Source organism: Lysobacter silvisoli (assembly GCF_003382365.1).
Classification (GTDB): domain Bacteria; phylum Pseudomonadota; class Gammaproteobacteria; order Xanthomonadales; family Xanthomonadaceae; genus Lysobacter; species Lysobacter silvisoli.
Map to the genome: position 1 here is coordinate 395,281 of NZ_QTSU01000003.1, position 14,497 is coordinate 409,777.

General features: G+C 70.7%; 11 protein-coding genes. 4 read left to right on the top strand and 7 right to left on the bottom strand.

Annotated elements, in window-relative coordinates:
* Positions 1–119: 119 nt before the first annotated feature.
* Complete coding sequence (gene gltB, locus DX914_RS16830) at positions 120–4,574, bottom strand: glutamate synthase large subunit (RefSeq protein WP_425480700.1); 4,455 nt, start codon at positions 4,572–4,574, stop codon at positions 120–122.
* A 350-nt stretch (positions 4,575–4,924) separates the two neighbouring features.
* Between gltB and DX914_RS16835 the strand changes: the two genes are divergently transcribed.
* Both DX914_RS16835 and DX914_RS16840 read left to right on the top strand, forming a co-directional pair.
* Complete coding sequence (locus tag DX914_RS16835; protein ID WP_115860880.1) at positions 4,925–6,184, top strand: TCR/Tet family MFS transporter; 1,260 nt, start codon at positions 4,925–4,927, stop codon at positions 6,182–6,184.
* A 71-nt stretch (positions 6,185–6,255) separates the two neighbouring features.
* Positions 6,256–6,492: a hypothetical protein gene (locus DX914_RS16840; protein WP_147300714.1), complete on the top strand. Its 237-nt coding sequence runs from the start codon at positions 6,256–6,258 to the stop codon at positions 6,490–6,492.
* A 187-nt stretch (positions 6,493–6,679) separates the two neighbouring features.
* Here DX914_RS16840 and DX914_RS16845 read toward each other — a convergent pair whose 3' ends face one another.
* From DX914_RS16845 to DX914_RS16870, 6 genes are all read right to left on the bottom strand, one after another.
* Entirely contained in the window at positions 6,680–7,114 is a 435-nt protein-coding gene (locus DX914_RS16845) for a barstar family protein (protein WP_115860884.1), read from the bottom strand.
* Positions 7,111–7,560 (bottom strand): guanyl-specific ribonuclease, encoded by a 450-nt coding sequence (locus DX914_RS16850; RefSeq protein WP_115860886.1) that lies wholly within the window; start codon positions 7,558–7,560, stop codon positions 7,111–7,113. The genes DX914_RS16845 and DX914_RS16850 overlap by 4 nt, the downstream gene beginning before the upstream one ends.
* Positions 7,561–7,644: 84 nt before the next feature.
* Complete coding sequence (locus DX914_RS16855; RefSeq protein WP_115860888.1) at positions 7,645–7,959, bottom strand: I78 family peptidase inhibitor; 315 nt, start codon at positions 7,957–7,959, stop codon at positions 7,645–7,647.
* 294 nt (positions 7,960–8,253) lie between these two features.
* On the bottom strand, positions 8,254–8,547 hold the full coding sequence (locus DX914_RS16860; RefSeq protein WP_115860890.1) for an I78 family peptidase inhibitor: 294 nt from the start codon (positions 8,545–8,547) through the stop codon (positions 8,254–8,256).
* A gap of 68 nt (positions 8,548–8,615) precedes the next feature.
* On the bottom strand, positions 8,616–9,512 hold the full coding sequence (locus DX914_RS16865; RefSeq protein WP_115860892.1) for a ribonuclease H-like domain-containing protein: 897 nt from the start codon (positions 9,510–9,512) through the stop codon (positions 8,616–8,618).
* Complete coding sequence (locus tag DX914_RS16870; protein ID WP_115860894.1) at positions 9,509–11,941, bottom strand: DEAD/DEAH box helicase; 2,433 nt, start codon at positions 11,939–11,941, stop codon at positions 9,509–9,511. The genes DX914_RS16865 and DX914_RS16870 overlap by 4 nt, the downstream gene beginning before the upstream one ends.
* Before the next feature lie 176 nt (positions 11,942–12,117).
* Between DX914_RS16870 and DX914_RS16875 the strand changes: the two genes are divergently transcribed.
* Positions 12,118–13,797: an NAD(P)/FAD-dependent oxidoreductase gene (locus tag DX914_RS16875; RefSeq protein WP_115860896.1), complete on the top strand. Its 1,680-nt coding sequence runs from the start codon at positions 12,118–12,120 to the stop codon at positions 13,795–13,797.
* A gap of 20 nt (positions 13,798–13,817) precedes the next feature.
* On the top strand, positions 13,818–14,459 hold the full coding sequence (locus DX914_RS16880) for a DUF938 domain-containing protein (protein WP_115860898.1): 642 nt from the start codon (positions 13,818–13,820) through the stop codon (positions 14,457–14,459).
* The last annotated feature ends 38 nt before the right edge of the window (positions 14,460–14,497 follow it).

The following is a 14,497-nucleotide window of genomic DNA, read 5'->3' on the forward strand; positions in this document are numbered from 1 at the left end:
TGCGCTAGAAGCAAATCCCCCCCGGCCTCCCTTTTTCAAAGGGGGGAGCAAGGCGGCCCGGGCTTTTCCCCCCTTTGAAAAAGGGGGGTAGGGGGGATTTGCTTTTGCTCTTGCCGCCGTCATGCCGCGCTCCTCAAGGTTTCCGCCAGCGACTCCAAACTCGCCGCCTTGGGTTTGACCAGCCAGAACTTGCCCATGTAGTCGCGCATCTCGTCCAGCAGGCGCCGCGCCCACATGCTGCCGGTGAGGGCGACGTGAGCGTCGAGCAGGTCGCGCAGGTGCGAGCGGTGGTGCTCGAAGCCGTCGGCGGAGATGCGCAGGATGTCGATCAGCTCGTGGTTGTAGCGGTCGACGAAATCGCGCTCCACGTCCAGCACGTAGGCCATGCCGCCGGTGAAGCCGGCGCCGAAGTTCAGGCCGGTGCGGCCCAGCACCGCGACCACGCCGCCGGTCATGTACTCGCAGCAGTGATCGCCGGCGCCTTCCACCACCGCGGTGGCGCCGGAGTTGCGCACCGCGAAGCGCTCGCCGGCGCGGCCGGCGGCATACAGCTCGCCGCCGGTGGCGCCGTACAGACAGGTGTTGCCCAGGATCGGCGTCTCGTGCGCGCTGTAGCGCGCGCCGGCCGGCGGGCGGATCACGATGCGGCCGCCGGCCATGCCCTTGCCGACGTAGTCGTTGGCCTCGCCTTCCAGTTCGAAGCGCAGGCCGCCGGCCTGGAACGCGCCGAAGCTCTGCCCGGCGGTGCCGTTGAAGCGCAGGGTCAGCGGTGCGTCGGCCATGCCGCGGTCGCCGTGCGCGCGCGCGATGCGCCCGGACAAGCGCGCGCCGATGCTGCGGTCGGTGTTGCGGATGCGGTAGGCGTGCTCGCCGCCGCGCTTGCCGGCGATGGCCTCCGCCAGTTCCTCGTCCAACTGCGCGGCCAGGCCCTCGGCCGCCGGCGGCGGCGCGGGCATGCCGCAGTGGCCGCCGTGGGCCAGGCCGGTGCCGGCCAGCAGCGGCGCCAGGTCCAGACGCTGCTGGCGCGTGCTGTCGCCCTCGATCTGGCGCAGCAGGTCGGTGCGCCCGACGATCTCGCCCAGCGTGCACACGCCCAACTGCGCCAGCCAATGGCGCACTTCCTCGGCGAGCAGGCGGAAGAAATTCTCAACGCGCTCGGGCAGGCCGCTGAAGTGGTCGCGGCGCAGCTGGTCGTCCTGGGTGGCCACGCCGGTGGCGCAGTTGTTGAGGTGGCAGATGCGCAGGTACTTGCAGCCCAGCGCGATCATCGGCGCGGTGCCGAAGCCGAAACTCTCCGCGCCCAGCAGCGCCGCCTTGACCACGTCCAGCCCGCTCTTCAGGCCGCCGTCGGTCTGCAGGATCACACGCTCGCGCAAGTCGTTGGCGACCAGCGCCTGGCGCGCCTCGGCCAGGCCCAGTTCCCAGGGCGTGCCGGCGTAGCGGATCGACGACAGCGGGCTGGCGCCGGTGCCGCCGTCGTGACCGGACACCGTGATCAGGTCGGCGCCGGCCTTGGCCACGCCGGTGGCGATGGTGCCCACGCCCGCGTGCGAGACCAGCTTGACCGAGATCAGCGCGTCGGGATTGACCTGGCGCAGGTCGTGGATGAGCTGGGCCAGGTCTTCGATCGAATAGATGTCGTGGTGCGGCGGCGGCGAGATCAGGCCGATGCCGGGCATGGCGAAACGCAGCCGCGCGATCAGCTCGTTGACCTTGTGGCCGGGCAGCTGGCCGCCTTCGCCGGGCTTGGCGCCCTGGGCGATCTTGATCTGCAGCACCTCGGCGTTGACCAGGTACTCGGGCGTCACGCCGAAACGGCCGGACGCGATCTGCTTGATCTTGGACACCTTGTCGCTGCGGTAGCGCGCCGGGTCCTCGCCGCCCTCGCCGGAGTTCGAGCGGCCGCCCAGGCGGTTCATCGCGATCGCCAGCGCCTCGTGCGCTTCCGGCGACAGCGCGCCCAGGCTCATCGCGGCCGAGTCGAAGCGGCGCACGATCGCCGCCACCGGCTCGACTTCGTCCAGCGCGATCGCCGCGGTGCCGGGCCGCAGTTCCAACAGGTCGCGCAGCGCCGCGGTCGGGCGTTCGTTGACCGCCGCCGCGTAGTGCTGCCAGTCGGCCCAGTCGCCGCTGCCGACCGCGCGCTGCAGGCGGGTGACCACGTCGGGGTTGAACAGGTGGTACTCGCCGCCGGGCGTGTACTTGAGCAGGCCGCCGATCTCCGGCAGCCGGTTGTGGTCCCAACCTTGTTCGGCCAGATGCGCGGCGTCGGCCTGCAGTTCGGCGAAGCCGGCGCCGCCGATGCGCGAGGGCGTGCCGGCGAAACACAGCTCGACCACCTCCTTGTCCAGGCCGATGATCTCGAACAGCTGCGCGCCGCGGTAGCTGCCGATGGTGGCGATGCCCATCTTGGAGATGATCTTGAGCAGGCCCTTCTTGATCCCGCGCCGGTAGCTGCGGCCGATCTGCGCAACCTCGCCGTGCTTGGTCTTGAGGATGCCGCGCACGCCCAGGTCGTGCAGGGTCTGGTAGGCCAGGTAGGGATAGACCGCGGTCGCGCCGAAGCCGACCAGGCAGGCGAAGTGATGCGGATCGCGCGCGGTGCCGGTCTCCACGATCAGGTTCGACTCGCAGCGCAGGCCGGTGCGCACCAGGTGCTGGTGCACCGCGCCGGTGGCCAGCAGCGCGTGCAGCATCAGCGCGTCGCGGCGCGGGCGGCGGTCGCTGAGGATCAGCAGCACGATGCCGGCGCGCGCGGCCGCCTCGGCCTCGGCGCAGATGCGCTGCAGCGCGGCCTTGAGCCCCTCGGCCGGGTCGTAGTTGAGATCGATGAAGCGGTGCGAGGCGTCGAACGGCGCCATCGCCAGCAACTGGCGCAGCTTGCGCTGGGCCAGCACCGGCGAATTCAGATGCACGTGGCCGACGTTGCCCGGCCCGTCCACGAACACGTTGCCCTCGCGGCCCAGCTGCACCGCCAGCGACATCACGCAGTCCTCGCGCAGCGGGTCGATGGGCGGGTTGGTGACCTGGGCGAAGGCCTGGCGGAAGTGGTCGTACAGCGGCCGCACCTGCTGCGACAGCACCGCCATGGGCACGTCGTCGCCCATCGAGCCGGTGGCTTCCTGCTCGGTCTCGGCCAGCGGCCGCAGCACCTGCTCGCGTTCCTCGCGGCTGAGCTGGAACAGCTTCTGGAAGCCGGCCAGGGTGTCGGGATCGAAGGGCTCGGCGGCCAGGTTGGGATCGATCAGCTCGCTGTGCAGGTAGGTCATGCCCTGCTTCAGCCAGCGCTTGTACGGCGCGCGCGCGCGGTTGATGCGGTCGATGGCCTCCGAATCCAGCAGCTCGCCCTGGTACAGGTCGGCGGCGATCATCTCGCCCGGGCCGAGCTTGCCCTTGGCTTCGATCTCGCTGGCCGGCAGCTCCCACACGCCGGCTTCGGAGGCGATCAGGAAATGGCGGTCGCGCGAACGCAGCCAGCGCGCCGGGCGCAGACCGTTGCGGTCCAGGGTGCAGGCGGCGTAGCGGCCGTCGCAGGTGACGATGCCGGCCGGGCCGTCCCAGGGTTCGGTGTTGAGCGCGTAGTACTCGTAGAACGCGGCCAGGTCCGCGTCCTTGTATTCCAGCGACTGGGTGGCCGGCGGAATCAGGATGCGCATGGCCTTGAGCAGGTCCATGCCGCCGGCCTGCAGCACCTCGAGCATGTTGTCTAGGCTCTGCGAGTCCGAACCGTCGGTGCTCACCACCTGGTCGAACTCGCGCAGGTCCAGCGTCGGCGTGCGCCAGGCGTGCGCGCGCGCCTGCGCCCAGGCGCGGTTGCCGGCGATGGTGTTGATCTCGCCGTTGTGGGCGAGCAGGCGGAACGGCTGCGCCAGCGGCCAGCGCGGGGTGGTGTTGGTGGAGAAGCGCTGGTGGAACACCACCGCGCTGGCCTGCAGATCGTCGCGCTGCAGGTCCGGGTACAGCTGGGTCAGCCGGTCGGGCAGGACCATGGCCTTGTAGCCGATGCTGGCCGAGGACAGGCTGACCACATAGAAGTCCGACAGCGCGCGCAGGCGCTGTTCGGCGCGACGCCGGGCCAGGAACAGCGAGCGCTGGAAGCCGGCCGGATCGAACGGCGCGGCGGCCTCGACGAAGACCTGCTCGATGCGCGGCATGGTCTTGCGCGCCAGCTCGCCGCAGGCGGCGGTGTCGGTGGGCACCTGGCGCCAGCCGGCCACGCGCAGGCGTTCGTGCGCCAACGTCTCGCCGAGCACGGCGCGCGCCTGCGCGGCCTGGGCTTGGTCGTGCGGCAGGAACACCAGGCCGGCGCAGTAGTGCGCGCCCAGCTCGATGCCGCTTTCGCGCGCGAGCGCGCGCAGGAAACCGTCGGGGTGGCGGATCAGCAGGCCGCAGCCGTCGCCGCTGAGGCCGTCGGCGGCGATGCCGCCGCGGTGGGTCATGCGCGCCAGCGCTTCCAATGCGCGATCGACCAGCTCGCGGCTGGGGCGGTCGTCCAGCTGCGCGATCAGGCCGAAGCCGCAGCTGTCCCGCTCGTCGCGAGGGTCGTACAACATCGTGCGTTGGTCGGCTTGCATCGCACCTCCGTCAACCGTGGGACCGGCCTGCGCCGGCATCGGATGGATCGCTTGCTCGCTGCGCGCGCGGGCAGACCTGCCATGGGCGAAGGACGTGGCGTCCCTCACCTTGCGTGTCGTAACCGAGCGTGAATCGACTAAATCACAAATTGTGCGATGCGGCAAACCACACCCGCGCAGGCCGTCGGGCCGGTCGGAGGGCGTGACGTAAGTGGCTGATCGGCGTGAAGAAATCGCGGCATTCGCGGGCAATTAGTAACGTTGGAAACCATCCGCCGCGCGGCTGGGCACGCGTGCCGCGCGAACGCGCACGCTAGACTGCGCGCACCGCTTCGTCCGACGCTCCCCACGTGACCGCATCCGTACCCGGCGCGCGCCGCGCCGCGCTCGTCTTTATTTTCGTCACCGTGCTGATCGACGTGCTGTCGTTCGGCCTGATCATTCCGGTGCTGCCGCCGCTGATCAAACAATTCGCCGGCGGCGACACCGAACACGCGGCCTATTGGATCGCGGCCTTCGGCACCACCTTCGCCGCCATCCAGTTCGTGTGCGCGCCGATCCAGGGCGCCTTGTCGGACCGTTTCGGGCGCCGGCCGGTGATCCTGCTGTCGTGCCTGGGCCTGGGTCTGGATTTCATCTTCATGGCCCTGGCCAACACCCTGCCGTGGCTGTTCGTGGGCCGGGTGATCTCCGGCATCACCTCGGCCAGCTTCAGCACCGCCAACGCCTACATCGCCGACGTGACCGCGCCGGAAGACCGCGCCAAGAGCTTCGGCATGATCGGCGCGGCCTTCGGCCTGGGCTTCATCGTCGGTCCGGTGATCGGCGGCCAGCTCGGTTATTACGACGCGCGCCTGCCGTTCTGGTTCGCCGCCGGCCTGGCGCTGCTGAACTTCCTTTACGGTTTGTTCGTGCTGCCCGAATCGCTGCCGCCGGAACGGCGCAGCCCCAAGTTCGATTGGTCGCACGCCAATCCGGTGGGTTCGCTGATGCTGCTCAAGCGCTATCCGCAGGTGTTCGGTCTGGCCGCGGTGGTGCTGATCGCCAACCTGGCCCACTACGTCTACCCCAGCGTGTTCGTGCTGTTCGCCGACTACCAATACGGCTGGCACGAAAAGCAAGTGGGCTACGTGCTGGGCGTGGTCGGCGTGCTCAGCGTGATCGTCAACGCGGTGCTGGTGGGGCGCGCGGTCAAGTCGCTGGGCGAGCGGCGCACCCTGCTGCTGGGCCTGGGCTGCGGCGCGGTGGGCTTCATGATCTACGGCTTCGCCGACGTGGGCTGGCTGTTCCTGGTCGGCCTGCCGATCAGCGCCCTGTGGGCGATGGCCGCGCCGGCGACCCAGGCCCTGATCACCCGACAGGTCGGCGCCGACGTGCAGGGCCGCGTCCAAGGCGCGCTGATGAGCCTGATCAGCCTGGCCGGCATCGTCGGTCCCAGTCTGTTCGCGGTCAGCTTCGGCTATTTCGTCGGCAAGTCCTCGCCGGTGCATCTGCCTGGCGTGCCCTGGTTCATCGCCTCGGCCCTGCTGCTGCTGGGCCTGGCGATCGCCTGGCGCTACGCGCGGGTACAAAGCGCGCCATCGAACGTGATCGCCGCCGAAACGGCATGACGGGAGGCTCTTGCCGCGGCGCCTTGCGCTGCGGCAAGGTCGGGCCTCGCCCCCAACCACGGAAACCCCTCATGACCCTGCGTCTTAGTCTGTTGGCGCCGCTGCTGCTGTTGGGCGCCTGCGCCAGCACGCCCGATTATTTGGATACCAACGCCGCGGTCGACGCGCGTCCGGAATGCACCAGCCAGCCCGACCGCCCTGGCGAACCGGTGCCGTCGTGGTGCGAGCGCAAGCAGGAAGTGCGCTGGAACGACAAGCAAGACAAGATCGACCTGAAGGGCAAGGACGAGAAGGACGATCGGCGCTGAGCCAAGCCCGGTGCGCCGCGTGCTGCGGCGTTCTCGACTCGACTGTCACCACTCCGTCATTCCGGCGAAAGCCGGAACCCATGTTGCTGTTGCTTCGCTCGCTGATTCGCGAGTTGTTGCAGCGAAAATCAAAATGGGTTCCGGCTTGCGCCGGAATGACGGATTCGTGAGATCCGCTGCAGGCTGGTTATGCCATCGCATCCAGACGTTCGGCCGGCAGCGGGAATAGCGCCCAGAACGGCTTGCGCTGTTCGGCCCACAGCGCCGAGCTTTCGTTGAGGATGTCGAGCAGGGTCGCCGGGTCGTCGCTGGCCTGAGCCTGCCAGTCCTGGGCGTGTTCCAGCAGCAGCAGATAGCCCGCGGCCGGCAGCCAGGACAGGTCTTCCAGCGCGTCGGCCAGGGCGTCCCAGTTGTGGCCGAACCAGTCGGGGAAAGCCAGCGCCGCGGCCGCGCGCATCAGCAGGTCGGCCTTGTCTCGGCAACCGCTCAGGTCGATGCGCACCACCGCATAGCCCAGCGCCGCGCCGGCTTCGGCCATGGCGTGGGTGTCGCGCGCGTCGACGAAATAGGCGCCGGCCTGGGCAGGATCGGCCAGCAGTTCGCGCAGCTGCTGCGGGTTCATCGCGCGCTCTCCGGCGGGTCGAAGCGGCGGAAACTGCGGTAGTGGTCGTCGGTGTACCAGTACTCGCGCGGCGGATCGCCGCCGGTGACGATGCGGCGCGCGCCGCGGTCGTCCGAGCCCGGGGTTTCCACGGTGTACTCGCGGTAATAGCCGCGCGGCTGGCTGGGCAGGCGGCGTTCGCGGTTCTGGAAGGTGCCGCCGTCCTGGCGGTGTTCGTACGGGCCGCCGCGGGCGATGCGCTGCAGCACGTCCCGCGCTTCGGCGGGCAGGAAGGCAGGGTAGGCCGCGGGATCTGAGCGCGTGACCGCTGCCGGAGCGCTGTCGCCGATGGCCACGCCGACAGGTGCCGGCGCCGGCGCGCGCGCATCCGGCGCGGCCGGCCGCTGCGACCAGGCCCACAGGCCCAGCAGGACGACGGCGGCGATCAACCAAGGCGCGCGGCGCATGCGGGGCTCCGATCCGGGTGGAGCTCGAAGTCTAGCAAGCCGCGCGGCGGGCACCGCGCGCATGCGCGCGCGGCGCGGGGGCGCTTAGCCGCAGCGCAGATCGACGATCACGTTCTTGTCGTCGACGTCGACGTTGAGCCGGCCCTCCATGAATTCCATGGTCACCATCTGGCCGGGCTTGAGCACGCGCGCGGCACTGGCGCCGGCGTCGCTGCGCGCCTTCTCGACGACTTCGGCGGTGGCCTGCTTGCCCAGCGCGGCCGACTTGGCGGCTTCGGCATTGCAGGTCATTTGTTCCGGCGGCAGCGGGCCGGCCATCTGCGGCGGATTGGCGCGGCTGGCGCAGGCGCTCAGCGCGGCGGCGGCCAGTACGGTCAGGGCGATGCGGGTGGCGGTCATGGGACGGTCCTGTGTCGGAGGCGCGCACAGCCTGCGCGCGGTCGGCTGTGCGGGAGATTAACCCGGGCCCGCGGCCGTTGTTTCGAGCCTGTGCGCACCGCGAAGCAAGGACCGCACGCTCCCGTCATTCCGGTGAAAGCCGGAACCCATGTCGCTATCGCTCATCGCTTCAGGGGCGGTCGTAAGCAAGATCAAAATGGGTTCCGGCTTTCGCCGGAATGACGGCGAGAAACTACGCTCGAGGTTGCGGCTCATACCCGATGACGGGTGGGGAGCGGCGCCTGGCGCAACCGCTCAGCCGCAGCGCAGGCCCGTGATCGCGCCGCGCTCGTTGACGTCGATGTTGATGCGGTCGCCGCGGTAGTCCATGGTCGCCGCCGAACCCGGCGTAAGCACGCGCGCGTCGCGGCTGCCGGTGTCGCGCAGGATGCGGTTGGTGGTGTCGTCGTCGACGCCGCGGCCGATCGCCCAGCGCGCGCCTTCGGCATTGCATTGGCCGCTGGGCGGCATCGGACCGCCGGCTTGCGGCGCGGTGGCACAGGCCGTGAGCGACAACAGCAGGGCAGCGGTCAGGACGAGGCGCGACATGGCACGGCTCCGGGCGGAAGGGTCGCCACAGCCTGCGGCGGCGCGCGTGTGCGCCGCATGAACGCGGCTCAGTACGGCGCGGGCTGCTGCGCCGACTCCAGCGCCTGCGCCTCGACCAGCCGCTGCAGCAGCTGGGCCAGGGTGACCACGTCCTGGTGGTTGTGCTCGCCCACGCGCCGCAGCAGGCCGGCGCCGCCGCCGCGCAGGTACTGCAGCCAGGCCGCGGGCGCCTGCGAACCGGGCAGGTCGTGTTCGCGCACGATGCGCAGCAGTTCGCGCTCAATCGTGGCCAGGCGGCAGTTCTCCCAGCGCCCGCGGTAGCGGCGCCGGGTCGGGAACAACAGATCGACGTGGTCCAGGCCGGCCAGCGGATCGGACAGCCGCGCCAGCCGGTAGCGCGTGCGCAGCAGCGGCGCGTCGTAGCAGCGGCCGTTGTAGCTGCACAGCACGGTGTCGACGCGCAGCCACTGGACGAAGGTCTGCAGCATCGCCGTCTCCGCCGCCAGCGAGGCGATCAGCAGCTGGCGCACGCGCAGGCCGTCGCCGTGCTGCGGGTCGCGGTGCCAGTCGGCCGCGCCGATCATGAAGGCGCGCGTGCCGGTGCCGCCGGCCAGGCCGGTGGTTTCGGTGTCGAAGAACAGCAGCCGGCGCGGGTCCACGCTTTCGCCGGGGCGACGGGCGAAGTCCAGCGGCAGCGCGTCGGCGGGGACCGCGCCGGGCAGGTGCGCTTCGACCAGGTGCAGGCCCGGCGCGATCTCGCGACCGGGCAGATGACGGTCCAACGGTGCGCGCGGCGCGGCGGCGACGGTGGGCAGGCGTTCGCGCACGCCGAGCAGGCGGCGCAGCGATTCCAGGCTGGTCTGCGCGTCCGGCACCGCCGGCGGCGGCGCGGGCGCGGGCGGCGCGATCGCGACGCCGCGCGCCTGGCGTTGCAGCAAACGCAGCTTGTCCACGCTGACGCTCATGCTTCAGCGTCCTCGCACAGCAGCGCCAGCACCTGCTGCGCCAGCGCCTTGGGCGTGGCCGCGCCGTCGGCTTCGTCGGCGGCCAGCGCCGGGCCCACGCAGGCCGGGCAGCCGGCGCGGCAGTCGCAGCGCTGCACCAGTTCGGCCGCGCGCTGCAGCAGTTCGGCCTGGCGCGTCCACAGCGGTTCGCTCAGGCCCACGCCGCCGGGGAAGTTGTCGTACAGGTAGACGGTGGGCACGAACTGCTGCACCTCCACCGGCGCCAGCGCATGGCCTTCGGTGCCGCGCAGCTGGCCGCGGCCGTTGCGGTCGGCGCTGGCGAACCAGGCGCCGTCGCCGTTGCCCACCGCCTTCTGCAGGTCGCGCGCGTCGGCCATGACCGCGACCGTGGCGACCACGTGCAGGGCGTGGCCGGCGCCGAGGAACCCGTCCAGCGCGTCCTGGCGCGAGGCGAAGGCCGAGCGCAGCACCGCCTGCGGCAGCTGCCACCACACCGCGGTGGTGTGCAGTTCCTGGTCGGGCAGGTTGACCGGGCCGTAGCCGATGTTCTCGTGGGTGTAGTAGCGGATCTTCTTGTAGCCGGCCACGCGCCGCACCACGTGCACTTCGCCGTGGTGGCTGTCGCCCAGGCCGGCGGCGGCGCCGTCGAAGCGCTCCAGCACCTTGAGCTTGGTGTAGTCGATGGAGTCGGTGTAGTAGTCGACGTGGGTGCGGGTGACGTAGGCCTTGCGCCCGTCCCAATCCAGCTTCTCCACCTGATAAGGCGTGGACTGGATCATGTGGATCGCGCCCTCGTACAGGGTCAGCGCGGCGGCCGAGTAATCGACCTCGGCGATGATCGCCTGGCGCCCGTCGCTGCGGTCGACCACGACGAAGTTGCCGTCGGCCACCGAGCGCAGGCTGACCGCGTTGGCCGGGTAGCTGTCGGCGATCCACTCCCAGCGCTCGCCTTCCTGGTGCAGCACGCCGGTTTCGCTCAGCGCCTGCAGGTACACCTGCGGGTCGATCGGGCCGTAGCCTTCGCCGGCGCGGAACGGCAGCTCGAACGAAGCGCAGCGGATGTGGTCGAACAGGATCAGCGGCTGGTCCGCGGCGATGCGCGCGTGCTCGGGCGGGCTGTCGGCGAAGAACTCCGGATGCCGCACCACGTACTGGTCCAGCGGCTGCGAACTGGCCACCAGCACGCCCAGCGAGGGCTGCTGCCTGCGCCCGGCGCGGCCGAAGCGCTGCCAGGTCGCGGCCACCGAGCCCGGATAGCCGTTGAGCACCACCACGTCCAGGCTGCCGATGTCCACGCCCAGCTCCAGCGCCGAGGTCGCCACGATGCCGTCGATGCGGCCGTCGCGCATGGCCCGCTCGGCCTCGCGCCGCTCGGTCGGCAGGTAACCGCCGCGGTAGGCGCGGATGCGTGCGGGCTTGCGCGGGTCATGATCGAACACGTCCTTGAGGTACTTGGTCAGCACCTCGACCATGAGCCGGGTCTGCGCGAACACCAGGATCTTGAGCCCAGCCTTGATCGCGATGCGGGCGATGCGGTTGCTCTGCGAACGCGCCGAGGCGCGCAGGCCCAGATCGGCGTTGACCACCGGCGGGTTCCACAGCAGCACGTGCTTGTCGCCGCTGGGCGCGCCGGATTCGACGATGGCGCGCACCGGCGCTTCGATTAGCGCCTGCGCATGCGCCTGCGGATTGCCGATGGTGGCCGAGCACAGGATGAACTGCGGGTTGGCGCCGTAGAACGCGCACACCCGCTTGAGCCGGCGCAGCACGTTGGCCACGTGGCTGCCGAACACGCCGCGGTAGGTGTGGATCTCGTCGATCACCACGTAGCGCAGGTTCTCGAAGAACTGCGCCCACTTGGTGTGATGCGGCAGGATCGCCTGGTGCAGCATGTCCGGGTTGGACACCACGATGTCGCCGTGCAGGCGGATGGCCTGGCGCGCGTCGCCGGGGGTGTCGCCGTCGAAGGTGTAGGCCTTGACCCCGAGTTCGCCGGCGCGGTTGAGGTCCAGCAGCTCGGCCACCTGGTCCTGGGCCAGGGCCTTGGTCGGGAACAGGTACAGCGCCTTGGCGCCGCCGGCCATGGCCGCCGAGACCACCGGCAGGGTGTAGCACAGCGACTTGCCCGAGGCGGTGGGAGTGACCACGGCCACGTGCTCGCCGGCGCGCGCGGCCTCCCAGGCCTGAGCCTGGTGGCTGTACAGGCGCTCGATGCCGCGCGCGTGCAGCGCCGCGCGCAAGGCCGCGGGCACGTCGTCGGGTATGGGCGCGTAGCGGCCCTCGCGGCCGGGCAGGGTGTAGTGGCCGGTGATGCGGTCGGCGTAGCGCCGGCCCAGGGCGCGCGCCAGCGCGTCGCCGTCGCCGCGCGTGCCCTGCGTCGGCGCCAGGCCGCGTTCGTCGTCGTCGTGACGCGCCAATGCCTGTGCCATGTCCGCTCCTGTCCGGGTAGAGCGGGGAGTTAAGCCCGTGGCCGTCTCAGCCTGTGAGACGTTCAGCAAGCCGGCTCGTGTCGCTACAGGCCGCCGGTTGGACCGCAGCGACACGGCCAATACGCGGCGCCATGGCTTCGACCCGCTAAAATGCGTCACCGTCCAGGTCCTGGCCCATGCTCCGACTCACCGACATCAAGCTGCCGCTGGACCACGCCGAGCCGGCGCTGGCCGACGCGATCCTGGCCCGGCTGGGCATAAGCGCGGATCAGCTGCGCGGCTACACCGTGGTCAAGCGCAGCTACGACGCGCGCAAGCGCGGCGCGATCGTGCTGATCTACACGGTGGACGTGGACACCCCGCGCGCGCCCGAGCTGCTGCAGCGCGCTCAGGCCGAGACCGCGTCCGCGCGCGGTGCGGGCTCGCCGATCAAGCTGGGCCCGGCGCCGGACACCACTTACAAATTCGTCGGCCGCGCGCCGGCGCAGCTGCCGCTGCGCCCGCTGGTGATCGGCATGGGCCCCTGCGGTCTGTTCGCCGCATTGGTGCTGGCGCAGATGGGCTTCCGGCCGATCGTGCTCGAGCGCGGCAAGGCGGTGCGCGAGCGCACCGTCGACACCTTCGGGCTGTGGCGCAAGAAGGTGCTCAATCCGGAATCGAACGTGCAGTTCGGCGAAGGCGGCGCGGGCACCTTCTCCGACGGCAAGCTGTACAGCCAGATCAGCGACAAGCAGCATCACGGCCGCAAGGTCCTGACCGAATTCGTGGCCGCTGGCGCGCCGGAGGAAATCCTCTACGTCAGCAAGCCGCACATCGGCACCTTCCGCCTGGTCTCCATGGTCGAGCACATGCGCGCGACCATCCAGGCGCTGGGCGGCGAGATCCGTTTTTCGCACCGTGTCGACGATCTGCTGGTCGAAACCGACGCGGCCGGCGTGCGCCACGTGCGCGGCGTGACCCTGGCCGGCGGCGAGCAGTTGCGCGCCGACCACGTGGTCATGGCGCTGGGCCACAGCGCACGCGACACCTTCGCCATGCTGCATGCGCGCGGCGTATACGTGGAAGCCAAGCCGTTCTCGATCGGGTTCCGGGTCGAGCATCCGCAGTCGCTGATCGACCGCGCGCGCTTCGGCCCGCAGGCCGGGCACCCGATCCTGGGCGCGGCCGACTACAAGCTGGTCCACCATTGCCGCAACGGCCGTTCGGTCTACAGCTTCTGCATGTGTCCCGGCGGCACCGTGGTGGCGGCCGCGAGCGAACCCGGGCGCGTGGTCACCAACGGCATGAGCCAGTACTCGCGCAACGAGCGCAACGCCAATGCGGCGATCGTGTGCGGGATCACGCCGGAGGATTACGCCGCTTATGGCGAGGGTCCGCTGGCGGGCATCGCCCTGCAGCGGCATTGGGAGGCGCTGGCGTTCGAACTCGGCGGCGGCGAGTACGAAGCGCCGGCGCAGTTGGTCGGCGACTTCGTCGCCAATCGCGCGTCCACCCAGTTCGGCGAAGTGAAACCCTCGTACACGCCCGGCGTGCGCCTGGGCAGTCTGGACGCCTCGCTGCCCGGTTACGCGATCGAGGCGATCCGCGAGGCGCTGCCGGCGTTCGATAAACAGCTGCGCGGCTTCGCGATGCACGACGCGGTCCTGACCGGTGTGGAAACCCGGACCTCTTCGCCGGTGCGCATCACCCGCGGCGGCGACGGCCAAAGCCTCAACACGCGCGGACTGTTTCCAGCCGGCGAGGGCGCGGGTTACGCCGGCGGCATCCTCTCGGCGGGCGTGGACGGCATCAAGACCGCCGAGGCGGTCGCGTTGAGCATGCTGACCGGCAGCGCGCGCGCTGGCGCCAGCGCCTGAGTCCCGGACGTTCCTCGCGCATGACCGATCTGCCCTACGCGCCGGCCTGCGACCGCAACCGCGACCCCATCCTCGAGGTGCTGCGCGCGCACCTGCCCGCGCAGGCGCAGGTGCTGGAGATCGGCAGCGGCACCGGCCAGCACGCGGTGCATTTCGCCGCCGCGGTGCCGGGCTGGACCTGGCAATGCTCCGACCGCGCCGAGAAGCTGCCCGGCATCCGCGCTTGGCTCGCGCACGCGTCGCTGGCGAACACACCGCCGCCGTTCGAGCTGTACGCGGTGACCGAGCCCGTGCCCGGGCTGATGCCGCCGCGCCCGCCGATCCCGCTGGACCCGGTGTCGCGGCGTTCGGGCTACGACGTGGTCTACAGCGCCAACACCTTGCACATCATGGGCTGGCCGCAGGCGCAGGCGCTGTTCGCCGCGCTGCCGACCCTGCTGGCCGACGATTCGCGGGTGGTGGTGTACGGCCCGTTCAAGGCCGGTGGCGAGTACCTGAGCCAGAGCGACCTGCAATTCGACGCGATCCTGCGCGAGCGCGACGCCGCCAGCGGGCTGCGCGATATCGAAGCGGTGCTGGCGCTGGCCGAATCGGCCGGCCTGCGCCTGATCGACCGCCGAGCGATGCCGGCGCACAACCACTGCCTGGTCTGGCGTCGCTGAGGCGGTGCGGATTCGACGCTCCCAGGAGCGTCGGGTCT

Bases quoted from the DNA above. Each gene is read 5' to 3' on its own strand.
- gltB (WP_425480700.1), bottom strand. From the start codon at position 4,574: ATGCAAGCCGACCAACGCACGATGTTGTACGACCCTCGCGACGAGCGG.
- DX914_RS16840 (WP_147300714.1), top strand. From the start codon at position 6,256: ATGACCCTGCGTCTTAGTCTGTTGGCGCCGCTGCTGCTGTTGGGCGCC.
- DX914_RS16845 (WP_115860884.1), bottom strand. From the start codon at position 7,114: ATGAACCCGCAGCAGCTGCGCGAACTGCTGGCCGATCCTGCCCAGGCC.
- DX914_RS16850 (WP_115860886.1), bottom strand. From the start codon at position 7,560: ATGCGCCGCGCGCCTTGGTTGATCGCCGCCGTCGTCCTGCTGGGCCTG.
- DX914_RS16855 (WP_115860888.1), bottom strand. From the start codon at position 7,959: ATGACCGCCACCCGCATCGCCCTGACCGTACTGGCCGCCGCCGCGCTG.
- DX914_RS16860 (WP_115860890.1), bottom strand. From the start codon at position 8,547: ATGTCGCGCCTCGTCCTGACCGCTGCCCTGCTGTTGTCGCTCACGGCC.
- DX914_RS16865 (WP_115860892.1), bottom strand. From the start codon at position 9,512: ATGAGCGTCAGCGTGGACAAGCTGCGTTTGCTGCAACGCCAGGCGCGC.
- DX914_RS16870 (WP_115860894.1), bottom strand. From the start codon at position 11,941: ATGGCACAGGCATTGGCGCGTCACGACGACGACGAACGCGGCCTGGCG.
- DX914_RS16875 (WP_115860896.1), top strand. From the start codon at position 12,118: ATGCTCCGACTCACCGACATCAAGCTGCCGCTGGACCACGCCGAGCCG.
- DX914_RS16880 (WP_115860898.1), top strand. From the start codon at position 13,818: ATGACCGATCTGCCCTACGCGCCGGCCTGCGACCGCAACCGCGACCCC.